Annotated in this window: 23 protein-coding genes; 5 read left to right on the plus strand and 18 right to left on the minus strand. The window is 42.8% G+C overall.

Annotated elements, in window-relative coordinates; genetic code table 11:
* Positions 1 to 49: 49 nt before the first annotated feature.
* On the minus strand, positions 50 to 1,681 hold the full coding sequence (locus tag M917_RS00540; RefSeq protein WP_021812792.1) for a DUF4139 domain-containing protein: 1,632 nt from the start codon (positions 1,679 to 1,681) through the stop codon (positions 50 to 52).
* Positions 1,682 to 1,957: 276 nt separating this feature from the next.
* Here M917_RS00540 and lgt point away from each other — a divergent pair, with 276 nt between their 5' ends.
* The 3 genes from lgt to M917_RS00555 all read left to right on the plus strand — a co-directional run bounded on the left by lgt (position 1,958) and on the right by M917_RS00555 (position 4,395).
* On the plus strand, positions 1,958 to 2,842 hold the full coding sequence (lgt, locus tag M917_RS00545) for a prolipoprotein diacylglyceryl transferase (RefSeq protein WP_021812793.1): 885 nt from the start codon (positions 1,958 to 1,960) through the stop codon (positions 2,840 to 2,842).
* A 61-nt stretch (positions 2,843 to 2,903) separates the two neighbouring features.
* Positions 2,904 to 3,776 carry a thymidylate synthase gene (locus M917_RS00550; RefSeq protein ID WP_021812794.1) on the plus strand — a complete coding sequence of 291 codons (873 nt, stop codon included), beginning with the start codon at positions 2,904 to 2,906 and terminating at the stop codon, positions 3,774 to 3,776.
* 46 nt (positions 3,777 to 3,822) lie between these two features.
* Positions 3,823 to 4,395, plus strand: coding sequence for a dihydrofolate reductase (locus M917_RS00555; RefSeq protein ID WP_021812795.1), 573 nt, complete (start codon positions 3,823 to 3,825; stop codon positions 4,393 to 4,395).
* A gap of 95 nt (positions 4,396 to 4,490) precedes the next feature.
* Here the strand turns inward: M917_RS00555 and uvrC are convergent, their stop codons facing one another.
* Positions 4,491 to 6,335 (minus strand): excinuclease ABC subunit UvrC, encoded by a 1,845-nt coding sequence (uvrC, locus tag M917_RS00560; protein WP_021812796.1) that lies wholly within the window; start codon positions 6,333 to 6,335, stop codon positions 4,491 to 4,493.
* A gap of 161 nt (positions 6,336 to 6,496) precedes the next feature.
* Positions 6,497 to 8,023 (minus strand): DUF3360 family protein, encoded by a 1,527-nt coding sequence (locus M917_RS00565; protein ID WP_021812797.1) that lies wholly within the window; start codon positions 8,021 to 8,023, stop codon positions 6,497 to 6,499.
* A 517-nt stretch (positions 8,024 to 8,540) separates the two neighbouring features.
* Between M917_RS00565 and M917_RS00570 the strand changes: the two genes are divergently transcribed.
* Positions 8,541 to 9,098: a DUF4442 domain-containing protein gene (locus tag M917_RS00570; RefSeq protein WP_021812798.1), complete on the plus strand. Its 558-nt coding sequence runs from the start codon at positions 8,541 to 8,543 to the stop codon at positions 9,096 to 9,098.
* 204 nt (positions 9,099 to 9,302) lie between these two features.
* Here the strand turns inward: M917_RS00570 and rplS are convergent, their stop codons facing one another.
* From rplS to rpsP, 4 genes are all read right to left on the minus strand, one after another.
* Positions 9,303 to 9,725, minus strand: a complete 423-nt coding sequence (rplS, locus tag M917_RS00575) for a 50S ribosomal protein L19 (RefSeq protein ID WP_021812799.1) — start codon at positions 9,723 to 9,725, stop codon at positions 9,303 to 9,305.
* Positions 9,726 to 9,930: 205 nt separating this feature from the next.
* Entirely contained in the window at positions 9,931 to 10,695 is a 765-nt protein-coding gene (gene trmD, locus M917_RS00580) for a tRNA (guanosine(37)-N1)-methyltransferase TrmD (RefSeq protein WP_040641500.1), read from the minus strand.
* 87 nt (positions 10,696 to 10,782) lie between these two features.
* On the minus strand, positions 10,783 to 11,316 hold the full coding sequence (gene rimM, locus M917_RS00585) for a ribosome maturation factor RimM (protein ID WP_040641503.1): 534 nt from the start codon (positions 11,314 to 11,316) through the stop codon (positions 10,783 to 10,785).
* A gap of 164 nt (positions 11,317 to 11,480) precedes the next feature.
* Positions 11,481 to 11,750 (minus strand): 30S ribosomal protein S16, encoded by a 270-nt coding sequence (rpsP, locus tag M917_RS00590; protein WP_021812802.1) that lies wholly within the window; start codon positions 11,748 to 11,750, stop codon positions 11,481 to 11,483.
* Positions 11,751 to 12,079: 329 nt separating this feature from the next.
* Here rpsP and M917_RS00595 point away from each other — a divergent pair, with 329 nt between their 5' ends.
* Positions 12,080 to 13,558, plus strand: a complete 1,479-nt coding sequence (locus M917_RS00595; protein ID WP_040641505.1) for an ATP-binding protein — start codon at positions 12,080 to 12,082, stop codon at positions 13,556 to 13,558.
* Between the two features lie 66 nt (positions 13,559 to 13,624).
* Here M917_RS00595 and M917_RS00600 read toward each other — a convergent pair whose 3' ends face one another.
* The 11 genes from M917_RS00600 to atpB all read right to left on the minus strand — a co-directional run bounded on the left by M917_RS00600 (position 13,625) and on the right by atpB (position 24,452).
* Complete coding sequence (locus tag M917_RS00600; RefSeq protein WP_021812804.1) at positions 13,625 to 13,804, minus strand: hypothetical protein; 180 nt, start codon at positions 13,802 to 13,804, stop codon at positions 13,625 to 13,627.
* A 149-nt stretch (positions 13,805 to 13,953) separates the two neighbouring features.
* Positions 13,954 to 15,642, minus strand: coding sequence for an ATP-binding protein (locus M917_RS00605; protein WP_021812805.1), 1,689 nt, complete (start codon positions 15,640 to 15,642; stop codon positions 13,954 to 13,956).
* Between the two features lie 308 nt (positions 15,643 to 15,950).
* Positions 15,951 to 16,667 (minus strand): response regulator, encoded by a 717-nt coding sequence (locus tag M917_RS00610; RefSeq protein WP_021812806.1) that lies wholly within the window; start codon positions 16,665 to 16,667, stop codon positions 15,951 to 15,953.
* Between the two features lie 689 nt (positions 16,668 to 17,356).
* Positions 17,357 to 17,773 carry a F0F1 ATP synthase subunit epsilon gene (locus M917_RS00615; protein WP_021812807.1) on the minus strand — a complete coding sequence of 139 codons (417 nt, stop codon included), beginning with the start codon at positions 17,771 to 17,773 and terminating at the stop codon, positions 17,357 to 17,359.
* 106 nt (positions 17,774 to 17,879) lie between these two features.
* Positions 17,880 to 19,313: a F0F1 ATP synthase subunit beta gene (gene atpD, locus M917_RS00620; protein ID WP_021812808.1), complete on the minus strand. Its 1,434-nt coding sequence runs from the start codon at positions 19,311 to 19,313 to the stop codon at positions 17,880 to 17,882.
* Positions 19,314 to 19,351: 38 nt separating this feature from the next.
* The gene (gene atpG, locus M917_RS00625) at positions 19,352 to 20,233 is read right to left on the minus strand and encodes a F0F1 ATP synthase subunit gamma (protein WP_021812809.1); all 882 of its coding nucleotides are present in this window, start codon (positions 20,231 to 20,233) and stop codon (positions 19,352 to 19,354) included.
* A gap of 208 nt (positions 20,234 to 20,441) precedes the next feature.
* Positions 20,442 to 21,986, minus strand: a complete 1,545-nt coding sequence (gene atpA, locus M917_RS00630; protein ID WP_021812810.1) for a F0F1 ATP synthase subunit alpha — start codon at positions 21,984 to 21,986, stop codon at positions 20,442 to 20,444.
* A 92-nt stretch (positions 21,987 to 22,078) separates the two neighbouring features.
* Entirely contained in the window at positions 22,079 to 22,702 is a 624-nt protein-coding gene (locus M917_RS00635; protein WP_021812811.1) for a F0F1 ATP synthase subunit delta, read from the minus strand.
* Between the two features lie 13 nt (positions 22,703 to 22,715).
* Entirely contained in the window at positions 22,716 to 23,186 is a 471-nt protein-coding gene (locus tag M917_RS00640) for a F0F1 ATP synthase subunit B (RefSeq protein ID WP_021812812.1), read from the minus strand.
* A gap of 117 nt (positions 23,187 to 23,303) precedes the next feature.
* Positions 23,304 to 23,552 (minus strand): F0F1 ATP synthase subunit C, encoded by a 249-nt coding sequence (gene atpE, locus M917_RS00645; protein WP_010197960.1) that lies wholly within the window; start codon positions 23,550 to 23,552, stop codon positions 23,304 to 23,306.
* Positions 23,553 to 23,585: 33 nt separating this feature from the next.
* Positions 23,586 to 24,452: a F0F1 ATP synthase subunit A gene (atpB, locus tag M917_RS00650; RefSeq protein WP_021812813.1), complete on the minus strand. Its 867-nt coding sequence runs from the start codon at positions 24,450 to 24,452 to the stop codon at positions 23,586 to 23,588.
* Positions 24,453 to 24,550: the final 98 nt, after the last annotated feature.

The raw sequence follows: 24,550 nt of genomic DNA on the forward strand, positions 1-24,550 counted from the left end.
GTAAAAATAAAAATCATCACTTAAAACTGATTTTCTGAGCAAGTATCATTTATCGATCACCACTCAATACTTTATTGGCAGGGTAACTGATTTGAGACGTTGAGCGTATCACCTGTGACTGTTTACTTGGTAAGTCAAATTCCCACGCTACCATGCCTTGATTATCATTCCAATTGCGCTCCGTGACAGGCGGCGTATGAGTGACCGTAACTTTTAGACTATCATCGCGGCTGATGGGTTCACTACCCAATACTTGCAAGCGCACAGGACGGTTATGCTGATTGGTAAATTGATAGGCGTTGGTCGTTGTGAGGGTTTGTGTACGGCTCAGCACGCCTTTCTCACCTTGCTTGTCTTCATTAATTATCTCCTTGACCATCATGCTTGGATCACGACCAAAGCCAATCCCCTGCTCTTTTAACATCTGATAGTTGTAGCGTGATTGTCCAACGTAGTTATCATCACGGTACAGTTGTAATGAACCATCTACCCAATCTGACGTTAAAAACGGTGCAGACGCATACCAATAAGCAGCTGTCTCAACACTCGGCGTACTTCGAACCCATAACTTACTACTACCAGATTGCTCTCCAATAACCGTACGTACTCGTCTACCACCACTGGGAATCGTCACTAACTGTGGTAATCGATACTCAATGATGCCGTTTTTGTTTTGGCTGCTGACCGTAAAGTTCGGTAGCGGTACCATATTTGGTGATCTAGAATCGTCGCTATAGCCCTCTCTTGCAGATACCACAACAGGTGTGTTATCCGACATCGGGGTTACATATTGAACATGTTGGTTTTCTTCATAAAGTGACAGGCGCGGCACATGAGGCAGTCGCCCTGTCGCACTTTGGTTAGGGTTAGCGGTACTGAGGGTCACAGGGACGTTGGTCCAATTCTCGCCCGTTTGTTGGGCGATGATCGCAGAGGCGGTGATATTTATCTGCTCGCTATTGGTGTTTAGGCGTGCTTGATAGGTAGGCTCCCAACCTGCGCCTTGCACCTGATAATGCAATTTAAGGGTACTTGGCGAGCGGCTGGCGGTGCGTACACTCACCTGTGTCACATTATTAGAAGTTGATGTTACGCTACCTGCCATGAGCTGATTCAATGCGTCTTGTGCGCGTGCCTGACGCTGCCCGATCTCCAAAATCCTTTGGTTAAGACTGGTCGCTTGCGTCTCTATATCACGCACGTTGTTGGCGATAGTTCCGTCCGTATTGACCTGCGTGACTGTGGTCAAATTCTGCAAATAGCCTTTTGCTAAGCGCGCCGCTTCTAATTCAGCATTGATACTGGCTAGGGTGTTTTGCTGCGTCTGCACCTTCGCATCGCCTTGATATTGACACTGAGCGGCTTGCTCTCCTATCAACTCTTCAATACTGATTTCACCAACATTGATATTGCCCACCGCCTGTACGCTGAGGCTTTCTTTATCCATATAAGGCGATAAACACGAAAATATAACGATTTGCTCACCGCTACCTGTAATCGGTAATGAACGTGTCACGCTCGCCAGCCCTTGATAAACAGTCACTTGCTCAATACTACTGTTCGCTGCTTGAGCAGGCGTCAAACCTAAAGCCGCCAAGCTAAATAAACTCAGTGGCGTCAACTGTTTTTTAGAGGGTAAAAACTTAGGTAATATTGTCATTTTTGATAACTTAGCTTGCATAATCATTCCTTAAAAATACGGTTAATCCGTTAATACAGTACAGTAGCGCAAGCCCACATTATCTAACGCTTCATAAAATATAATGACGCAATGTTTATTATGATGCTTATCTTCAGTAATTTTTTATATCTTAGCGGTTTTCTGGTTTTCTTGCTAGATATTACCCGTAGCGGATAAGTTGTTACCATAAGATTGGCCTAACCGTAATTTGGTATGCCTCACTGGCTATTTTTGCTATTATGAGCGACATCTTATTACCAATATTATGATGCCCTTATGATGATTCATCCTCAGTATGATCCTGTAGCATTAGCCCTTGGACCTGTCGAAGTCCATTGGTATGGCCTGATGTATCTGCTGGCATTTGCCGCAGCTTACGGTTTGGCTTGGTATCGCAGTACCAAACGTGACAGTTGGACGACCGACATGGTCTCCGATTTGGTGTTTTTTGGTGCGCTTGGTGTCATTTTAGGTGGCCGTGTCGGTTATGTGTTGTTTTATCAATTCGGTGAGCTGCTACAAAATCCTGCTTATCTGCTCAAGGTTTGGGAAGGAGGCATGTCTTTCCATGGCGGCATGATCGGTGTCATGCTGGGGATGCTGTACTTTGCTCGTAAATACAAAAAAACGCCGTTTCAAGTGCTCGATTTTATCGTGCCTTGCGTGCCGACAGGTTTATTGTTTGGCCGTATTGGTAACTATATCAACGGCGAGCTCTGGGGCCGTGTCTCTGATGGTGGCTATAATTGGCTCACCTATTTTCCGCAGGCGGCTAGCTTTGATATGCAGCAACTACAAGCCAACCCTGCGCTGCAAGACATTATGACTGAGGTCAATGGTCAATATTTATTGCCTCGTCATCCGTCACAGCTGTATGAAGCCTTTGCTGAAGGCCTGCTGTTATTTTTATTCTTGTGGTGGTACTCATCAAAACCACGTCCACGTATGGCAGTGACTGGCGTCTTTATGTTGGGTTATGGTTTTAGCCGCTTTATCATTGAGTTCTTTCGTCAGCCAGACGTTGACCAAGGATTCATATTGTTAGGTTGGATGACCAAAGGACAGATGTTAAGTGCGCCAATGATTGTTATTGGCCTGTTCTTGATTGGTTACGCTTACAAGCGCGGCATCTACGATTGGGGTAAGCAAGCCGCTTATTAAGCGTTATTTTTAGCGAGTATCAAATTAATAATATGCTTTGATAGCATAGAAGAGCATTTTTATGAACAGTAGCAACCTTAACAGTAAAAATGAGCAAGCCTATTTGGATTTGCTGCGTCAGGTTCTGAATGAAGGTATGGAAAAAGGTGACCGTACTGGTACTGGTACGCTCAGCCATTTTGGCGCGCAGTTACGTTTTGACTTGGCATCAGGGTTTCCACTGTTGACCACCAAAAAAGTCCACTTTAAATCCATTGTTTATGAGCTATTATGGTTTTTAAGCGGCAGTACTCATGTCGATTATTTACAAAAAAATGGCGTGCGCATTTGGAATGAATGGGCAACCGCTGAGCAGACGGCTCGCTTCAATCGTCCTGTGGGTGACTTGGGCCCCGTTTATGGTCATCAGTGGCGCAACTATGGCGCAAGTAAGCTTGAAGACGGCAGCTATCATAGCGATGGCGTCGATCAAATTGCGCAAGTTGTTAAGCAAATCAAAACCAATCCCAATTCACGACGTTTGATTGTGTCTGGCTGGAATCCCAGTGAAGCAGAGCAAGTTGCCTTGCCACCTTGTCATACGCTGTTTCAGTTCTTTGTCGCGGACAATAAACTGTCCTGCCAGTTGTATCAGCGCTCAGCAGATTTATTTCTAGGCGTACCATTTAATATCGCTAGCTATGCTTTGCTTACCCATATGGTCGCACAAGTTTGCGGATTAGACGTTGGCGAATTTATCTGGACGGGTGGCGACTGTCATATTTATCAAAACCACCGTGAGCAAGTTGAATTACAGCTGACTCGCTCGCTTTATCAGTTGCCAACATTGACGCTCAATCCCGATGTCGATGATATTTTTGCGTTTAACTATGAAGACATTAGCGTTCATGGTTATGAGTCACATCCAGCGATCAAAGCAAAAGTAGCGATATAAACAGCGGTTTTTACTTCTTTTTTCATGAGAACAATAAGGATAGATTATGAGTTACGCCCGTACTGAAGTCGCCCAAATCGCCGCTATTAGTGGCAATCGCTGTATCGGTAAGGGTAACGAGCTACCGTGGCATATCTCAGCAGATTTGCAGCATTTTAAACAGATGACGACTAAAGAAAATGACGGCGCTGTTCAGGGCATTGTTATTATGGGTCGTAAGACTTTTGAGTCGATGGATAGCAAGCCATTACCAAAACGTGTGAGCTTCATTGTGACGACACAGCTAGATTATGCTGAGCAAAAAGGTCTGATCGGCAAGAATAACGCTTATGTGGTACATAATTTAGACGATGCCTTAACGCAAGCAGCCAGCCTTGCTCACGGTGCGCATCTCGATACCATTTGGGTGATTGGTGGCGAACGCGTCTTTAGTGACGCTATGATGTATACCGATCGTATTGAGCTGACTCATGTGGACACTGATATCACGGACGGTGATGCGTTTTATCCAGAATTGCCAGATGCTTTTATAGTAGCAGCAGAATCTGAGCAGATGCACGATGAAAAAAGCGCGTTAGATTTTAAGTTTGTGACTTATCAAAGAAAAGCCGCTGAATAATAACGACTCGCTTGCTAAAAGACTAAAAAATGGGGTTGCCATTAGTGCGTAAAAGCATCCATGACAATCCCATTTTTTTATACTGATGATTACTCCTACTCATGCAATACTTTATAAACCGTCTTCGCCAGAACTGGGCCAATGCCTTGCACACCTGCCAATTCTTGCTGTGATGCACCTAACAACTGCTGCATACCACCAAAGTGGTTGAGTAAATCGCGGCGGCGCTTTTCACCCAGTCCCGGAATAACCTCTAACACTGACGATGAACGACGCTTGTCACGTTTTTTACGATGCGCGGTAATGGCAAAACGGTGCGCTTCATCACGAATGTGCATCAATAAATGTAACGCCTTGCTATCCATAGGCAAATCAAGCGGCTCATGATCAATAAAGTGCAATACTTCAAGACCCGCTTTACGTCCCTCACCTTTTGCCACACTAATAAGCAACGTATCACCAAGGATGCCTAGTTCTGTCAGTACTTCTTTTGCTATGCCCAGCTGCCCTTTACCACCATCAATCAGCAACAAGTCAGGCAGTGGCTGTTTTTTATAACGGCGCGTCAATACTTGCTTCATCGCGGCATAATCATCGCCACCGACAATATCATGAATCGCATACTGACGATAATCGCGCCTGCGCGAGCCACCTTGATCAAAGACCACGCAGCTGCCAATGGTCGCCTCCCCCATCGTATGAGAGATATCAAAACACTCAATCCGGTCAATAGTACGATCAGTGACATTGGCCAAGACATCTTTTAACGCCCCAAAGCGTGCATGTAGCTCCAGATAATCGCCTAGCTTGGTTTTTAGCGCATTATTGGTATTCAATTTTGCCAAATCCAGCCACTCTGAACGATCTTCGCGTACATTGGTCTTCATCACGACCTTACTACCAAAATGCGTCGCCAGTGCTTCACTAACGGCATTTTGATCCGGCAACTCATGACTTAAAATTATTTCTGCGGGCAAATCATCGGTCACTTGAAAATAAAATGAGCTAATAAAGGCTGATAAATTATCTGCCAATGGCTCACTGCTATCAACGTCAGGGAAATAATTCTTGCCACCCAGTACGCGACCGCCACGGACGGTCAGCACGTTGACACAAGTCATACCTGCCTGACTAGCAATCGCAATCACATCAGCTTCACCTTGTACGGTATAAACGGCTTGTTTTGCTTGTACTTCACGTAGCATAGACAACTGATCACGATAAAACACCGCTTTTTCAAAGTCTAATTCTTCAGCCGAAGCTTCCATCTTTTCAATCAAAGCGCTGTGAATGTCGCTAGAGTCGCCTTTTAGAAAACGAATGGTATTATTGACATCCTCTGCATACTCCTCGGGTGAAACTAAGCCTACGCAAGGCGCACGGCAACGCTTAATTTGATACTCAAGACAAGGGCGCTTACGCTGTTTAAAAAACGTATTGGTACATTGGCGCATTTGAAACATTTTTTGCATCAAAACTAAGGTTTCTTTGGCCGCATGCGCCGAAGGAAAAGGGCCAAAGAATCGACCTTTTTGATGATTGCCTTTACCGCGACCATAAGCCAATCTAGGATAAGGCTTATCCGCTGAAATAAACACATACAGGTATGATTTATCATCACGCAATAGGACATTATAAGGCGGACGGTATTCTTTGATTAAGTTTTGCTCAAGTAGTAACGCTTCCGTCTCACTACGCGTAATAATGGTCTCAATATTGTGAATCCGCGCAACCAATGCCCGTGTCTTTGGATGATCGATGGTCTTGGCAAAGTAACTGTTTACGCGGCTTTTTAGCGATTTGGCTTTACCAACATATAAAATATCGCCGTTTTTACCCAGCATTTTGTAAACCCCTGGCAAATTTGGCAGGCGCTGAATCAAATGCTTAAGACGGGCTTTTTTGTCATCGACAAGACTCGATTCTGAGACAGTAACCATAGAATTTTTTGCTCTCAAAAATGTGAGTAATACCAACATTTATGGGGCGACATGACTGATTTTGCAAGCCAATTAGAAACCCAGTCATACCCACAAAAAAAGCCAGCACAAAACTGACCTTTTCATTTATTAAAATGTCGTTTACGTCAAATAAAGCTTACTTAATGACGGAAATTCGGTAGCAACGCTGGAATACCAGGCAACATACCAACGACAGCCATTACCCCAGTCAAGATCACGAAAGTGATAACAGGAATAATCCATCGATTCATTTTTGAGAGATTGGCACTGCGTTCTTTAGAGCCAATGAGTCCTAGATTATCAAGTACCAAAGTAATCGACCAACCAAACGCTGGATTTACTAAGGCCGAAGCAAATACGACAATCGCAGCGGATTGCGTCGTCTTACCTTCACGGGTCATCTCCATTCCCGCTTCAAGCAGGGGAATAAAAACGCCGACAATCAGCGCCACACACATCACTGGCTCCCAAATAGCTAAATCCATTGGATAACCCCAGATCCCTGCAATGAGACAGAATACCCCAGTAAGTACTGCCCCTGCTGGAATAGGCCGCTTCGCAATCGCCGCTGGCACAATATAAGTACCCCATGACGAAGCAAAATTAGCACCGCCGAGTAATGAGCCTGCCACCTGACGAATTGAGGCACTGGTCATCGTATCATCGATATCCATGAGCACACGCTCAGTGCGTTTTGGATAGCTGATTTTTTGAAACACTTGATGACCCAAAAAGTCCGGTGACCACATGGCTACCGCTAGTACCGCAAATGGTAGCACCACAATAAAACTCTCAACAGTAGGCAATCCTAGCATCCAGCCCGTGTCTTCACCCCACCAATACATCGGATTCATATTTGGCAGACCTGGTGCGGTTTCAAACGCAAACGGTGCGCCCATGGCAAAGGCAACACCACCACCCAATAAACAACTTAAGGGCACTGCTAGCCAACGTTTTTGGAAATTTTCTAGTACTGCATATAGGATAATCGTAAGCAAAATTACCACAAAAGCAATGTGTGCCATGCCAATGCCTTCTGCCCAAGTAAACAGATTCTTAACTTGCGAAATCGTGCCAATAAAGCCTAGATAAAGCAGCAAACCACCACACACGCCTTTACTTGTCAGGTTTGCGAGTAAACTGCCTCCTTTACTAATTGCCAGCAACAAACCAAAAGCCCCAATGAGCAAACCAAAAGCCATTGGATGACCACCAGCGGCAACAACAATAGGAATCAGTGGAATTAATGGGCCATGAGTACCAGCAAGATTGGCTGTTGGTAATAAAAACCCTGAAAATAAAATGACAAAAAATGCAACAATCAATAGCTCATAACGGACGTTTTCTAAAACGAACGCATCACTCAAACCAAGTGGCCCAGCAAAAGTTGCGGCAATGGCACCCACCATAACCACTTTACCAATCGTTGCTGCCATCGCTGGAATGGTATCCTCATATTCAAAACGATAATCACGAAATGGCAAGTTGGCACGCCAGCGCTTTGGCTGCATAATCTGTAGTTCATGGTTGAGATAAGCATCACGACTGTCAAAGCTTGAGCTTGGCTTATGCAAGTCTATATAACTGCCTTGCAACTCGCTGTCTTGATTGGCTTGGTTTGATGGCGGCGGATTAGACCCTGAATATCGGGTCTGAATGTTACTCATCACATTTCCTTGTATCGATTACGTTTTTGATTGACAGATATTTTTTTGGTTTGGCCTTCACCAAATGACTATGCGGTCATCATAAGCTGGGAACCATTCTATTCGATGGGATAAGGAAATGCGAACTTGAGATAAATGAAAGATACTGAGCGTATCGTTATAATACATAAATAAAATTTTTCTTTTAATAAGGAATTAAACTTAATAGGAAACTATCAGGAATGAAAAGCGCTAATATAAGCTTGCAAACAAAATAAATGACATTTTTACTAAGAATAATTTACATCTAAATATTTTTTATCATACAACTAAATACTAAAGATATTTATAATAAATACTAAAGATTACTTTACGATAATCATGGAAACTGTATTTCGGTTACGCTTTAAGGCTAGCGAATATAAGGGTTTTTAACTATGCTAAATATTTTTTATCCACTATCATTTAATATCACCCACTCAAAAATAGTGCTACCGATATCACGATAAAAATCAAGAAAAGGCAACAGGACAAGTCTATGAGTTTACTACCCTTCAACTTTGAAACACTAAAACGCAACGCTAAGAAAAACATCATGCCGCTGCTAACACCGCATTTAATTAAGCTGCGCATCAATACTTATGCCCCTTACATTGGTGCGGGTATCAAAATTGACCACATCGACCTCGATCAAGGATTATGCGTGGTAAGCATGGGACTGAATCGTCTAAACAAAAACATCGTTGGCACCCAATTTGGTGGTAGCTTATATTCAATGGTTGACCCATTTTATATGTTGATGCTCATGCACCAATTGGGTAGCAGTTATGTGGTCTGGGATAAGAGCTCACATGTTGAATTCATCGCACCGGGCACCAGCAAAGTAACTGCCCGAATGAAGATTCCTAGTACCGAAATTACTACTATTCAAGAGCTGGCAAAAAATGGTGAAGCAGTATTTCGCCAATACGAAACAGATCTAGTCGATGATCAGCAAAAAATTATTGCGACGGTCACTAAGACGATCTACATTCGACTACGTAAGTACAGTAAATCTAAAGATCAAAGTAGCCATGTGGACAATATTGATGATTAGCATGGGTCTTTAAAGCTAACGTCAAAACTTTAATCTAGGTATACAAAAACCCCAATCTAGCATTCGCATAGACTGGGGTTTTGTCTTTTTTGGTATGGCCCGCTTATTTATAAATAAACCTATGAATAAGGGCTTGTATCTACTTTTACCTTGCTTTTAATCAACCTAAAATTTTACGATCAACTAAGAGCAATAAGCTGCTGCTTAAATACCAGGTGCAGTATCAACTGCATCAGGTACGCCAGCGTCAGTTTTTTTCTGAGCAACTGAACGAGCAGGAAGCTTTTCGCGGATACGGGCTGATTTACCAGAGCGCTCACGTAAGTAGTATAGTTTCGCACGGCGAACAGCACCGCGACGTTTCACTTCAATGCTATCAATGATTGGTGAATGCAATTGGAATGCACGCTCAACACCGACGCCACTTGAGATTTTACGTACGGTAAACGCTGAGTTTAGGCCGCGGTTACGCTTAGCAATTACAATGCCTTCAAAAGCCTGTAAACGCTCACGATCGCCTTCACGTACTTTTACTTGAACCACAACGGTATCGCCGGGTGCAAAGCTTGGGCGCTCAAGCAATTGAGCGTTTTCGATGACCTGAACCAATGGATGCTTGTTGCTCATGAGAGTTATCTCCTCACATTAGATAATAGAGGCTTGACGCATATCACCTGTTTGTAATAATTAATCGCATCTCTTTATAGTGAGACACAACGTAAATGGGTTATAACCAACGGCCATTATGCTATGACTCGTTTTATTATTGCTCAAAATTCTATTGCTCAACTGTTTATCAAACTTAATAATGATCAAGTCAGATTTTAAAAACCTACTTTTTTTCTGCTTTTGCCAATGCTTTTAACCACTTCGCTTGCATGACCGTTGGGGTAAACGCTTGCCATAAGTCGGGACGACGCGCTTGCGTGCGACTGACTTGCTGACTAAAGCGCCACTTAGCGATATTGGCATGGTGACCTGAAAGTAAAACCTCAGGTACAGCCATACCAGCAAACTCATGCGGTTTAGTATAATGTGGACAGTCAAGCAAGCCATCGACAAACGAGTCTTGCTCAGCTGACTTGTCATCACCCATAATATCGGGCAGACGACGTATCACACTATCCATCAACACCATTGCTGGCAACTCGCCACCAGTCAACACATAATCACCTAGTGATACTTCCATGTCGACATACTGCGACAGTAAGCGCTCATCAATACCTTCGTAACGACCGCATAATAAAATCATGCCATCATACTTAGCCATACTGACCACACTACTCTCGCTGAGCGTCTGCCCTTGTGGTGACATATAAATCACCGGACAATGCTCACTATCGACACGACATCCGTATTGACTGGCTCGTTGGCGCGCATCCTCAATGGCTTTTGATAATGGCTCAGCCATCATCACCATCCCAGGACCGCCACCATACGGGCGTTCATCAATACGGCGATAGTTATCAGTGGTATAATCACGTGGATTAATGCATTCAATCGTCACTTGCTTCTGAGTGAATGCCCGCCCCGTGATTCCAAACTCACGAATCGTGGCAAACATTTCAGGAAAAATACTTATGACGGCGAAATACATCTGATGTCTACTTGCGCAGTGGCTAATAACGGCTAAATAAATCGGTATGAATATTGACGACACTTCACAATAAAGTTAAACGTTGTATCAATAATCACTCGGCCATGCCACCAGCACTGTTTTTTCAGTTATATCGACCTGTATAACAGTTTGCTTGTGCCATGGAATCAGGCGCTCTTCATTATCCAAACTGTCTGAATTTGCCGCTACCCGCATGATATCATGGGCACCGGTTTCAAACATTTCAGTGATATTGCCTAGATACTCATCCTGCTCGTTAAGAACGCGCAGACTGACCAAATCCGACCAATAATATTCGTCCTCTGCTGTCTCAGGCAAGACGTTTTGTTCAACCCAAACGGTAACACCGTTCATGGTCTCAGCAACATTGCGATCAGGAACTTGCTCAAATTGAGCCACAATTCCTGTTCCTTGCTCACGCCACGCTTTGACAGTCAAAGGTTTCATGCCGGTGGCAGTTTTCATCCACCACGGCTGCATATCGAATATCGCTGTACGATCATCCGTATCGCTAAATACCCAAAGCCAACCTTTGATGCCATAAGGCTTCTTTAGCTGACCGATTTTCATAAGGGAACTAGCGTTTGGAACAGATGACATAACGGCTAACCTAAAATGATTAAAACAACAACTGTAAAAACAATTGAGTCAAAAGCGATAAACAGTTAATGGCGCACCCTGGTCAGACCAGTTACGCTATGTATTCTAAAGTCTACTGAGTATTGCCAAAATTATGCTATCAGCGGCTCAGTAACAACGAAAACTTAAGCAGTTGCTTCAGTTTGAGCTGCAGACTTGTTGTAAGCTTTTGCCAATGAAGCAACGCGATCTGAAGGTTGTGCACCTTTTGCGATCCACGCATTGTACGCTTCCATGTTTAGGCGTACTGCTTCTTCAGACTCTTTAGCGAGTGGGTTAAAAAAGCCGATGTTTTCAATATAGCGACCGTCACGCGCGCGGCGTTGATCAGCAACAACTACTTGATAAAATGGGCGTTTCTTGGCACCGCCCCGTGCTAAACGAATAACAACCATGTGAATTCTCTCTTTCGCAGGTATACCAAAAAGGGCATAATTATATCACAGTCTTGATTTATTGAAAACATAAACTGTGCTTATTTAATTATTTATTAACAATAGCTTAAATGCTCGTTGATGTAAAACGTTATTGATAATAGGCACAGATTTTCAACCAGCCGTGTTGTTGGTTTATTGTGCTACTCTATAGCATCATGTCACGGTCAATCATTAAAATGATGGCGCTTATACTTATAACAATAAAACCGTGCTTTAAAAGTAGATAAACAAATCACTGTTTCCATACTAAATTTAATAAAGCTTCTTTCTTAATCTGTTGGATTTTTATGACCCCTTCAAACCCACAACCTCTTCGGAAAAATTGGCGACCACGCTCTTACTCTAACACGTGGCTGACAACCCTGATGGTCGCTTTTATTGTTCTTATCAGTGTTAGCTTGTCGATTCTGTTTTTTTGGCGCAGCCTTTATCTGCCTGAGCTCAAAAACCATGCACGTTATTTGACGAGCGAGCTGAAGTTAATGAATAGCGTTAATGAAGACTGGCAAGACCGTCCTGAGGTACGTCAGTGGATTTATCAGCACTCTCATGTGGTGGTGGTGAACAATCCCAATGACTTTCCAGAAGTTGCTGATAAGGCGTTTGTCGGTGTTTTTACCGATGTCTTACAACGCGAAATTGGGGCGCAGTTAGGTCGGCCTGTTGAGGTTTATTTTAAATTTAAACCGACACCGCAGCTTTGGGTGCAAGACAGTCGTGATGACAGTTTTTGGATTCGTGAACCCGTGGTTTATTATTCGCAGTATAGTCCAGGATTATTGGTCATGTTCCTCATTGGACTGCCTATTTTGTCGCTACTGACCATTATTTTGCTAGCGCGGCAATTAAATCGTCCACTGCGGTATTTACAGCGCGCGGCCACCAACTATATTCGCCTTGGTCATGCCACCACTTTACCAACGCAAAAAGGCCCTACAGAAATACGTCAGGTAAATATGGCATTCAATCGTCTATTTACCACTTTAAATCAATCGCAAAAAGAACGCACCATTATGCTTGCTGGCATTTCACATGACTTGCGCACTCCATTGACTCGTATGCGTTTGACCGCCGAGATGCTACCAGATGACTTTTTTCGTGAAGGGTTGATTTACGATATTGAAGATATGGATGCGATTTTAGAGCAGTTTATCTCATTTATGAAAGACGGCTCCGATGAGCCTGTTAGCCTAACCAATCTAGACACTATCTTTAATGAAATCATGGTGCAGTTCTCACCGATGGAATTTATTTACCAATCAGGGTGTAACGAAGTTGTCCCCGTACGCCCCATGTCCATTAAACGCTTGATTATAAATTTGGTGAACAATGCAAAGCGTTATGGTGAACCACCGATTTATCTGTCAGCGACTGTCGTACCAACCTTTATAGAAACCGTGGTAGAGGAAGATAGTGATATTGTCAGTGAAAACGTTGTTAATAAAGAAGCACAAGAACAGCTCATAATATGCGTGCGTGACTGCGGTGATGGCGTAGCAGAAGATCAATTAGAACGTATTATGCAGCCCTTTGAGCGCGGCGAAACGGCGCGTACCACGCAAGGCAGTGGTCTAGGTCTTGCTATTGTAGGTCGTATCGCAAGACTGCACCATGGTACAGTTGAAGCCATCAATCATCCTGATGGTGGCTTACAAGTATGCGTGCGTATTCCTCTACTTTCTAAGGTTGCTGGAGATACAACAATCGTGGCCGACACAGAAAAAGCACCTGCTTTTGACAATGGCACACTGGATAAAGAAGGCTAAAAATGAAGGAAAAACGACTGGAGATGCATTTAAAGGCTTAGGCGGAATTGTTTTAACTTGCCCAAACTACTCTCTAGTCCCAATGGCAGGCGGAATATACTTGGCACTATTGGTAAACTCCAATGGCTGAGTAATATCCGCTTTCGCCGCTTTTAGCGTTTGAGTAGCCGCTGGCTGCTGTAAGAATAAATAATAACCTAATGTTATCGCATTCAAAAGTACCAAACCACCAAATAAATACGGCATCTTTTATCTTCCTTTATAGACAGCTCTAGTCGATTTGCTTTAAACAAAACACAATAAAGAACACAGTACTGCTGAGATGAGTTTTTTGAAAAATTAACTAGCTACCAATAAATCCACTTAAAAATGAGCCATCATTTTACACAGCTACATTATTTTTCATCAAAATCACTCTCACTTTTTTCTTGCGTCAATTCATCCGCCGCAAGAATTTGTGCCAATGGTTTGATAGGCCATGTCATTATAAACCGAGCACCACCAAGATCTTGGCTTTCATCGACTTTCATACCACCATTAAACCAAAAAGCAATACGCGATACAATAGACAAGCCTAAGCCATAGCCGCCTGACGCTCGTGTACGGCTGTCATCTAAACGTGAAAACGGAATGAAAACTTTTTCGCGATCCGCTTCAGGAATACCTTGACCATCGTCTTCAACACACACAAAAGCATTGCCCTTTTTGACGCCAGCACTAATAATAATTGTCGTTTCTGCATAGCGTAGAGCATTACCTGCTAAATTCTGAATCACACGGTGCAGATAACGTCGATCGGCAACAGCGGTGACCTTCGCATTTGGTAGCTTAGTCACTATTTTAATAGGTTTGCCTAAAGCGTTGGTCTCACGTTCAATTTGTTCAAGTAATTCTTTGAGGTTCACTGGCTTCAAGTCTAATTTTGGTGATCCTTCCTCAAGCTTGGCATAGGTCAACATCTCATCAATCAAACCATTAAGCGATTCGATGTCTTCATCAATATAATCGCGCTGCATAAAACGTGAGTCTTCATCATCCGTATCCGCAAGCATATCTACGGCAAAGCGAATACGAGCAACGGGTGTACGTAATTCATGTGACACCGCTCTCGTCAGCTCTCGCTGGGATTCAATCAAACGCTTGATATGGGAAGTCATAGCGTTAAAAGTCGCTGATAAACGTGCAATCTCATCTTGCCCGATTACCTGAACTTGAATATCAAGATTGCCTTTACTGACTTCGTTAACACCCACTTGAATCAGTTGTAATTTGCGCTCAAGTGGAAAAATAAGGGCATACACACCCAAACTGATTAAGAACATGCTGATCAAAATCATACTAATGATTAGATTGAGTGGAAACCAATTAAACAAGGGTACAGGACCGATCAAAATAGCCATGTCATTGATCTCAGATGGTACTATCACCCTAATGGCCGAGTTACTTTTGCTACTGCTGGTATCTTGTAATGAAATGACCACCTCATCACGGCGCAAGCGCGCCATCTGATCGGTGTCCAAATTCAATGCATTTACCGCCTTAAACTCTAGCGGAAAAGAGAACTTCTTTTCTAGCTGAGCCAAACGTGCACGTTTGTCGGACAGCGTCATCTGATAAGACAAATCATCCAATAAGAACACTGCGATTGCCCGTACTTGCTGCTCAGTCACCTCTGATATTCTTGCCGTCAAGACGTTTTGATTGTCTGGCAAACGATAATAGACATCAGCATATACAGGTTGATTAAAATAACGAACGACTGTATTGCCATTTTCGAAACGCCGTAGTTCACTGGCATTAAAATCTGTGTCTTTAATAGGCACAATACTAAATTTTGTTCCAAACAAGCTACTGGCATCGGACAACCAATATTCACGCTGCTCTTCATTGTCTTGATGCGAGATACCTTCACTAACAAGATGAAAAGCCCCCGTTGCCATATTTTCACGATAAGACTGCACACGTTCTTTATTGATTGTTTCCATCAATAACTGGGCAAATAATGCCACACACAAACAGACTATGAGTAGTCCAGCATAAATACGAACAAAAATACTGTGTTTAAAAGAAGAAAATAATGACATACGTGCCGTGACCAACTTAATAGATAAAAATTGCTGATATCGTTTTCAGCATATGAATACTGCATTATAAATGATATCGAGTATTATTGAATAAAGACCAATTTTGGCTGCTATATTTTAACTTATAAGTGATAATCGCCTAAAGCCACATAGATTGTTCGTCAGCACCCACAATAATGGCTTAATTAAACCACATAACGTCGCATTTAAGTTTAAAAATTAGAATTTAGCCACAAAAAAACCAGCATATAGGCTGGTTTTTTATTGAACACTAAGAATCAGTAAGCAGCCATATTAGGAAAATTGACTCAGTTGCCTTCTTTCACAAACAGATAACCCTTGCTACGAACGGTTTTGATACGTTTTGGATTTTCTGGATCATCGCCAATTTTTGGACGAATACGCGAAATACGTACATCAATTGAGCGATCCTGACCGTCATACTCAATGCCACGTAAGCGCTCAAAAATATCTTCACGTGATAAAATACGACCAGCATTAGAAGCAAGCAACCATAGCAGATCATATTCAGCACTAGTAAAATCGACCAACTCATCACCTAAATTAACTGAGCGACCACCATTATCAATGACTAGTTCGCCAAACTCCAAGCGCTGTGGCACATCTTCTGACGGTGCATTTTCTGAGCGACGTAATAAAGCACGAATACGGGCTAATAATACGCGTGGCTGAGCAGGTTTTGCAACATAATCATCAGCACCCATCTCAAGACCTAGGACTTGATCCATGTCTTCAGTACGAGCAGTCAACATCAAAATAGGATTCTGGTAATGAGGGCGTACTTCACGGCATACCGTAAGTCCATCGCTACCAGGAAGCATGACATCAAGTACGACCAAATCTGGCTGCTCATTGACGATACGTCGAATAGCACGGTTACCATCAGTTTCAATTGCTACTTCTAAACCATTTTTGACCAAGTAATCTTGGGTCAACATGGCCAGACGCTCATCGTCCTCAACAATTAAGATTCGGGGGGTGTTGTCTTCTTCATTCGTTGTCATTGTTATATCCTCTAATACATCTCATTTAAAATCAGTAAAAGTAAGAGCGGTAAAATTAATAGCACCCTAAAGCGGTACAATTGATGTTCGTATAGCTGTTACAAACTTGGTAGCACAGTATACTATTAAACACTCAGCTTCCTATACTATAGCTTATAGTCGTTAACAAAACCTATAAACTACACCTATCAAAACTTTAGTTTACGTCCGAAAATTATATGCTTTAGTGCATAACAGTGAGTAAGACAATTTTCATCCTCTTTTCACTGTTTAAATTTGTACAAAAATATATCTATGGTTTTGACGTCGTAGCCGTACTTTTTATGCTCAATCAATACTTATATCATGTCCAACACTTTAAGTAGCAAGGAAAAAGTGCAAATGCTGTATTTCATATATTGATTATTTTCGACTCAGCTCATGATATTTTTTGATATTGAGATTACTGTCTATCCTATCTAATATAACGATATATTAGCATTGTCGCCAGCAACATTTTAGGGATTTCTTAATATTAGTTTATTCCTTAATAATCAGTATTGATATTGCGAAAAAGCCATATAGGATGATTGATCTTGCTTCTCGTAGGCTATATAACAGAATGAATAATGGTGGAATAGACGTAAAAAAACAGCCCATGATGGACTGTTTTTTATTACAGGCAAAATTTAGCCTTTTCAACAATAAGACTAAGCGCGGTTTTTGTACTTACGGATGGTCTGTAACTGTGCCACTGACTCTGCCAACGAGGCCAAAGCTGCATTCGTTTGTACCGTATCAGATTGATTAACCAGCATCTGCTCAGCTTTTTTGCGTGCTTCAACAATTTTACTTTCGTCCAAATTGTGCGCGCGCATTGCCGTATCTGCCAACACTGTTACCATTTTTGGCTGTACTTCTAACACACCACCTGATACATAAATCACTTCTTCTTCACCGTTTGGTGTTTGCACTCGCATTGCACCCGGTTTTAACAAAGTAATAAGCGGTGTGTGACCTGGCAATACACCAATCTCGCCTTCGGTACCAGTAGCTATTAACATGCTAATTTCGCCTGAATACAACTCTTCACGAGCACTTACGACGCGACATTGTAACGTTGCCATACTTAACTCCTTACGATCAAAACACAATCAAAACTGCGATGCGTTACTTACTGGCAAATAGACTTGTCATAGCGCCTATCTGCCCTTTAGCAAATGCTAACACAACTTACGCGGCAGTAGATTTCATTTTCTCTGCTTTGGCGACTACTTCATCGATGCCACCGGCCATGTAAAAAGCCTGCTCTGGCAAGTCATCATATTCACCAGCAATGATTGCTTTAAAGCTAGCAATGGTATCGCGTAGTGGTACATATTTACCCGGCGCGCCAGTAAAGACTTCAGCAACGTGGAATGGCTGTGACAAGAAGCGCTGAATCTTACGCGAACGATAAACAACGAGCTTATCTTCTTCTGATAACTCATCCATACCCAAAATAGCAATAATGTCTTTAAGCTCTCTATAACGTTGCAGAATTTCTTGCACGCCGCGAGCAACATTGTAATGCTCTTCACCAATCACTTGTGGATCTAACTGACGTGACGTTGAGTCTAATGGATCAACCGCAGGATAAATACCTTGCGACGCGATATCACGACTTAGTACAACCGTTGCATCCAAGTGAGCAAACGTGGTTGCTGGTGATGGATCGGTCAAGTCATCCGCAGGTACATATACAGCCTGAACTGAAGTAATTGAACCTGACTGAGTTGACGTAATACGCTCTTGTAGCATACCCATCTCTTCAGCAAGTGTTGGCTGATAACCAACTGCTGACGGCATACGGCCAAGCAATGCTGATACTTCAGTACCTGCTAGCGTATAACGATAAATATTATCAACGAACAATAACACGTCACGACCTTTGCCAGTAGCAGGATCTTTGGTATCACGGAAATACTCAGCCATTGTCAAACCAGACAATGCCACACGTAGACGGTTACCTGGTGGCTCATTCATCTGGCCATATACCATTGCTACTTTAGATTTGCTAAAGTCTTCGGTGTTTACAACGCCAGCTTCTTGCATTTCGTGATAGAAGTCATTTCCTTCACGAGTACGCTCACCAACACCAGCAAACACTGATAACCCTTCATGTTTAAGAGCGATGTTGTTGATCAGTTCCATCATGTTGACGGTTTTACCAACACCAGCACCACCGAACAAACCAACTTTACCACCTTTAGCAAACGGGCAAAGTAGATCAATAACCTTGATACCAGTCTCTAACAACTCTGTGCTGTTTGACTGATCTGCGTAGCTTGGCGCTTCGCGGTGAATAGACCATTTCTCATCAGCAACAACCGGACCTTCCTCATCGATAGGACGACCAAGAACATCCATAATGCGACCAAGTGTACCAATACCAACCGGCACAGAGATCGGTGCACCAGTGTTGGTCACTGCTAAGTTACGTTTTAGGCCTTCGGTTGAACCCATCGCAATAGTACGTACGATACCATCACCTAGCTGTTGCTGTACTTCTAGCGTGGTTTCGGTACCATCCACATGCAAAGCATCAAAAATTTGAGGAACTTCATTACGGTTGAACTCAACGTCAAGAACCGCGCCAATAATCTGTACAATACGACCGCTACTCATTGCGTTCTCCTTGAACTTCTATATATAGGTGTAGTCAATTATGAAACAGCAGCAGCACCGCCAACGATTTCCGAGATTTCTCGGGTAATCGCCGCTTGACGCAGCTTGTTATAAACCAACTGTAAATCGTTAATAAGGTCACCAGCATTATCTGTTGCTGCTTTCATCGCAACCATACGTGAAGATTGTTCAGAAGCAATGTTTTCCATTACCGCTTGATAAACAATCGACTCAATATAACGGCCAAGCAATTCATCAATCAACGTCTTGATGTCAGGCTCGTAGATATAATCCCAGCTAAGTTCTGTCTGTATACCGCTGTCTTCATCATTTAGCGATCCCTCTGGTAAAGGCACTAACTGGTTGACTGTCGGCTTTTGAGTCATGGCATTGACGAATTTGTTATATACCACATAGATACGATCCAAATTGCCGTTACTATAGTCCTCAAGCATGGCCTGAACAGGTGCGTTCAATTGCTCAAACGTGGGTTTATCACCATAATCAGTGACTGCTGAGGTAACTTTGCCACCAAAGTTTTTGAAAAAACTCACACCTTTAGCACCAATGACTGCAAACTCAGTTTGTACAGACTGGTCTTGATATTGCTGGATACTTTTAGATAAAGCCTTGAATAGATTAATATTCAAACCACCCGCCAGACCGCGATCAGAGGTAATGACAATATAGCCTACCTTGTTGATTGGGCGCGATACCATATACGGATGTTTGTAGTCTGATGAGGCATGCACCAAATGTGAAATAACCCGGCGCATACTATCAGCATACGGGCGACCCACTTCCATGCGCTCTTGAGCACGGCGCATTTTACTTGCCGCTACCATCTGCATAGCGCGAGTAATTTTCTGGGTGCTTTTAATACTGGTGACTTTGGCACGTATCTCTTTTAAGCTTGCCATAATGATTCCAATATAAGAGGGTTAAAAAGCATTGGCGCATGCAACAATCATTTAATATATAACATTATTCTTATAAAATAGTATTTTATATTTTGTGCATGACGCGATCTGATACCGTCAATGGTTAGGACAATGGCGCAAATATCTGATCAGATAACGCGCCACTTTATAAATAACCGTTATAACCAAGTCGGCTTAACCCGTTAAATTAATAACTGTGATTTTGTTTAAAGGTCTCTAAAGCTGACTTTAAACGACCTGCGATATCGTCATTGTAGTTCGCAGTGTCATCAATCTCACGCATCAATTCACTTTGCTCATCATGCATGTAACGTAAGTAAGCTTCTTCGAAAGAGCCGATTTTTTCAACAGGAACGTCAGCTAAAAACCCTTCGTTTGAAGCATAGATAACAGCTGCTTGCTCAGAAACCGACATTGGCTGATACTGCTTTTGCTTCATCAGTTCAGTAACGCGTTCACCATGATCAAGCTGTTCACGCGTGGCGTCATCAAGATCTGAGGCAAACTGAGCAAATGCTGCCAACTCACGATACTGAGCCAAAGCTGTACGGATACCGCCAGATAGCTTTTTGATAATCTTAGTCTGAGCTGCCCCGCCCACACGAGATACCGAGATACCAGCGTTTACTGCTGGACGAATACCTGAGTTAAATAGGCTAGATTCTAAGAAAATCTGACCATCAGTGATTGAAATCACGTTGGTTGGTACGAATGCAGAAACGTCACCAGCTTGAGTTTCAATGATAGGTAGAGCCGTCAAAGAACCCGTTTTACCTTTTACTTCACCATTGGTGAATTTTTCTACATAATTGGCATTTACGCGTGATGCACGTTCAAGTAAACGTGAGTGTAAATAGAAGACATCACCAGGATATGCTTCACGACCTGGCGGACGACGTAACAATAGTGAAATCTGACGATAAGCAACAGCTTGTTTTGATAAATCATCAAATACAATCAGTGCATCTTCGCCGCGGTCACGGAAGTATTCGCCCATCGTACAACCTGAATACGGAGCAATATATTGTAATGCTGCTGGCTCTGATGCCGAAGCAACCACTACTGTGGTATATGCTAGTGCACCAGTCTGTTCAAGCTTACGTACGACGTTAGCAATAGTCGAACGTTTCTGACCGATTGCAACATACACACATTTGATGCCAGATGATTTTTGCGCGATAATCGCATCGATAGCCATCGCGGTCTTACCCGTTTGACGGTCACCAATAATAAGCTCACGCTGACCACGACCAATTGGGATCATGGTATCAACAGCTTTATAGCCTGTCATTACTGGCTGATCTACTGATTGACGATCGATAACGCCCGGAGCGATTTTTTCGACTTTGTCAGTCATTTTGGCATCGATAGGACCTTTGCCATCAATAGGATTACCCAAGGCGTCAACAACACGACCTAGCAGCTCAGGACCTACTGGTACTTCAAGAATACGACCAGTACAATAGGCTTTTTGACCTTCTTGCAGCTTTAGGTAATCACCAAGTACTACCGCGCCGACAGAATCACGCTCTAAGTTAAGCGCCATTCCGTAGATTTCGCCTTCAAACTCAATCATTTCGCCGTACATGGCATCTTCAAGACCATGAATCTGCACGATACCGTCAGATACTTTGACAATCGTGCCTTCATTCTTTGCAGTTGCACCCGCATCAAGGTCTTGAATACGCTGCTTAATCAGGTTACTGATTTCCGCTGGATTCAATTGTTGCATTGCCTTGTTTCCTTTAATTTATGATAACCCGCCCACTGACTTAAATGCTCTTACTACCACGCAGATATTAATAGCTGCGTTGATGAATGGCATTAGGCAGTTAGCTGTGTTTTTAACTGTTGTAACTTGCCGCGTATCGAATCATCAATGATTTTGTCACCGACTTTAATCGTAGCGCCTGCCAATAAACTCGGATCGACTGACTCATGAATCACCACGCTAGCATTTAGCGAGGTAGCAAGACGCGTTTGAAGCATGTCTCGCTGGGCATCGGTCAATGGGTAGGCAGAGGTCACATATGCGTCAAGCTGCTTTAAGCTTATGGCCTTGTGACGGCGATAATGCTCATAAACTTCAGGAAGCAGTGCCAGACGCTCTTGTTCTGATAACTGTTTAACGAAGTTACTAAGTGCTACTGATACTTTTGGATAGCTGGCGCTACTGTCAGGGCGAACCCCTCGAGTCTCACCTAATAACTGCTTAAAAGCAGAATCATTAGCGCTAGCTACTTGCGTATCATAAAGATCGACCAAAGCAGCTGACTTATGCTCAGCAGAAACAGCTGGATTGTCTAGCCAAGTACTGAACGACTTGTCATTGACAACGGTACTGGCAATAAATAAGAAGTTTTCCCACTCATTTACTACCCCATTTTCGTTGGCATAGTCAAACGCGGCTTTAGCGTACGGTCGTGCTAAGGTTGATAAGTCAGCCATTATATCCTCACAATTACAGCTTCGCCGCCAGTTGATCTAACATACTGGCATGTTTTTGCACATCGACTTTGTCTTGCAAAATCTTTTCGGCACCAAGTACAGCCAGTTCAGCAACTTGGGCACGTAATGACTCACGCGCTTGATTGATCTCTTGGTCGATAGACGCTTGAGCTTGTTGACGAATGCGCTCGCTTTCCACTTGGGCTTGAACTTTTGCATCTTCGACAAGTTGGTTAGCACTCTTGTTCGCTTGCTCGATTAAAGCAGCAGCTTTAGTCTTTGCAAGATCAAGCTCCTGCTGGACATCTTGCTCCGCGGTTGCCAAATCTGCTTTTGCTTTTTCTGCGGCATTCAAGCCTTCAGCAATTTTACGCTGACGCTCATTAATGGCACCGATAAGTGGTGGCCACACGAATTTCATGCAAAAAATCACAAATATTGCAAAAGCAATGGCTTGACCGACGAGGGTAAAATTGATATTCACGTGATCACCTCTTTGTTAATGAAAAATCAGTTTCATTGATCATGTTTGGCAGTCAAATCTTGACTATATTTGATAGCAAATCTCCACCTACCAAACATTTACAACTGAGCTTTCGGATTAACCTGCTAGAGGGTTAGCGAACAACAATAGCATAGCAATACCAACACCGATCATCGGAATAGCATCAAGAAGACCTGCTACGATGAACATACGAGTTTGCAATTGTGAGCCAAGTTCTGGCTGACGCGCAACACCTTCTAAGAATTTGCCACCTAAAATAGCAAAACCAATACCTGTGCCAAGTGCGCCAAGACCGATAAGTAGTGCTACTGCGATAACTGTGTAACCACCTAATACTGGATCCATTGATGTATCCTCATTTACCTATTGAATGTCTAATTAATGTTCAGTTGATGATGCAAGCGACATGTAAACTATCGTCAGCATCATGAATACGAACGCTTGAAGTGTAATAACTAAGATGTGGAAGATAGCCCACGGTACCGATAACGCCCATTGAATCCAAAACGGCATTAGAGCAATCAGTATGAAAATTAATTCCCCAGCATACATGTTACCAAATAGACGCAAACCAAGTGAAACTGGCTTAGCAATCAAGGTAACTGCTTCTAAAATAAAGTTGATGGGGATTAAAATCGCTTGTACGATTGGGTTTTTGGCGCCAAATGGATGCAATGTTAATTCACCAACAAAGCCGCCCAAACCTTTTTCTTTAATGCTATAAAAGATAATCAGTGCAAAGACAGAGAATGACATGCCAAGCGTGATATTGGGATCAGTCGTTGGAACAATCTTAAAGAAAACATGATGTGGATCATGGCCCATAGCAGCGCCAATTTGCCCAGCAATACCGGGAATGAAGTCAACGGGTATTAAATCCATTAAGTTCATCAAGAAGATCCAAACAAAAATGGTCAACGCTAATGGCGCAATCAGTTTTGACGTACCACTGTAAGAATCACGAACGTTGTTATCAACAAACTCAACGATCATCTCAACCGCTGCCTGAGTTTTGCTTGGTACGCCTGAGGTAACTTTTTTGGCAACCATCCAAAAGACGGTACAAAATAAAATACCCAGACCAATTGACCATAGCATAGAATCAAGGTGGATAGCTTTAAAGCCCATCAGCCCTGCTTCTTCGGCACTATAGGCAACTTTCCAACCTTCGCCGGGCAGATAGCCGTATGTCCAATTCGTTAAGTGGTGAGAGATATATTCTGATGATGTTTGCTCGGCTGCCATAATGTAAGCTTCTTATTAATCAACGATTTAATCAACTACCAAAAATATGGTTGTCATCTGATGAGGTTTTAGCACTTCTATATTGACATGCTGATAAG

Source organism: Psychrobacter aquaticus CMS 56, from assembly GCF_000471625.1.
Classification (GTDB): domain Bacteria; phylum Pseudomonadota; class Gammaproteobacteria; order Pseudomonadales; family Moraxellaceae; genus Psychrobacter; species Psychrobacter aquaticus.

Bases quoted from the DNA above. Each gene is read 5' to 3' on its own strand.
- lgt (WP_021812793.1), top strand. From the start codon at position 1,958: ATGATGATTCATCCTCAGTATGATCCTGTAGCATTAGCCCTTGGACCT.
- M917_RS00635 (WP_021812811.1), bottom strand. From the start codon at position 22,702: ATGGCTGACTTATCAACCTTAGCACGACCGTACGCTAAAGCCGCGTTT.
- M917_RS00610 (WP_021812806.1), bottom strand. From the start codon at position 16,667: ATGACAACGAATGAAGAAGACAACACCCCCCGAATCTTAATTGTTGAG.
- M917_RS00615 (WP_021812807.1), bottom strand. From the start codon at position 17,773: ATGGCAACGTTACAATGTCGCGTCGTAAGTGCTCGTGAAGAGTTGTAT.
- uvrC (WP_021812796.1), bottom strand. From the start codon at position 6,335: ATGGTTACTGTCTCAGAATCGAGTCTTGTCGATGACAAAAAAGCCCGT.
- M917_RS00565 (WP_021812797.1), bottom strand. From the start codon at position 8,023: ATGAGTAACATTCAGACCCGATATTCAGGGTCTAATCCGCCGCCATCA.
- rimM (WP_040641503.1), bottom strand. From the start codon at position 11,316: ATGTCATCTGTTCCAAACGCTAGTTCCCTTATGAAAATCGGTCAGCTA.
- M917_RS00570 (WP_021812798.1), top strand. From the start codon at position 8,541: ATGAGTTTACTACCCTTCAACTTTGAAACACTAAAACGCAACGCTAAG.
- atpE (WP_010197960.1), bottom strand. From the start codon at position 23,552: ATGGATCCAGTATTAGGTGGTTACACAGTTATCGCAGTAGCACTACTT.
- M917_RS00555 (WP_021812795.1), top strand. From the start codon at position 3,823: ATGAGTTACGCCCGTACTGAAGTCGCCCAAATCGCCGCTATTAGTGGC.
- atpG (WP_021812809.1), bottom strand. From the start codon at position 20,233: ATGGCAAGCTTAAAAGAGATACGTGCCAAAGTCACCAGTATTAAAAGC.
- M917_RS00600 (WP_021812804.1), bottom strand. From the start codon at position 13,804: ATGCCGTATTTATTTGGTGGTTTGGTACTTTTGAATGCGATAACATTA.
- M917_RS00595 (WP_040641505.1), top strand. From the start codon at position 12,080: ATGACCCCTTCAAACCCACAACCTCTTCGGAAAAATTGGCGACCACGC.
- atpD (WP_021812808.1), bottom strand. From the start codon at position 19,313: ATGAGTAGCGGTCGTATTGTACAGATTATTGGCGCGGTTCTTGACGTT.
- trmD (WP_040641500.1), bottom strand. From the start codon at position 10,695: ATGTATTTCGCCGTCATAAGTATTTTTCCTGAAATGTTTGCCACGATT.
- M917_RS00550 (WP_021812794.1), top strand. From the start codon at position 2,904: ATGAACAGTAGCAACCTTAACAGTAAAAATGAGCAAGCCTATTTGGAT.
- atpA (WP_021812810.1), bottom strand. From the start codon at position 21,986: ATGCAACAATTGAATCCAGCGGAAATCAGTAACCTGATTAAGCAGCGT.
- M917_RS00605 (WP_021812805.1), bottom strand. From the start codon at position 15,642: ATGTCATTATTTTCTTCTTTTAAACACAGTATTTTTGTTCGTATTTAT.
- M917_RS00540 (WP_021812792.1), bottom strand. From the start codon at position 1,681: ATGCAAGCTAAGTTATCAAAAATGACAATATTACCTAAGTTTTTACCC.
- atpB (WP_021812813.1), bottom strand. From the start codon at position 24,452: ATGGCAGCCGAGCAAACATCATCAGAATATATCTCTCACCACTTAACG.
- rplS (WP_021812799.1), bottom strand. From the start codon at position 9,725: ATGAGCAACAAGCATCCATTGGTTCAGGTCATCGAAAACGCTCAATTG.
- rpsP (WP_021812802.1), bottom strand. From the start codon at position 11,750: ATGGTTGTTATTCGTTTAGCACGGGGCGGTGCCAAGAAACGCCCATTT.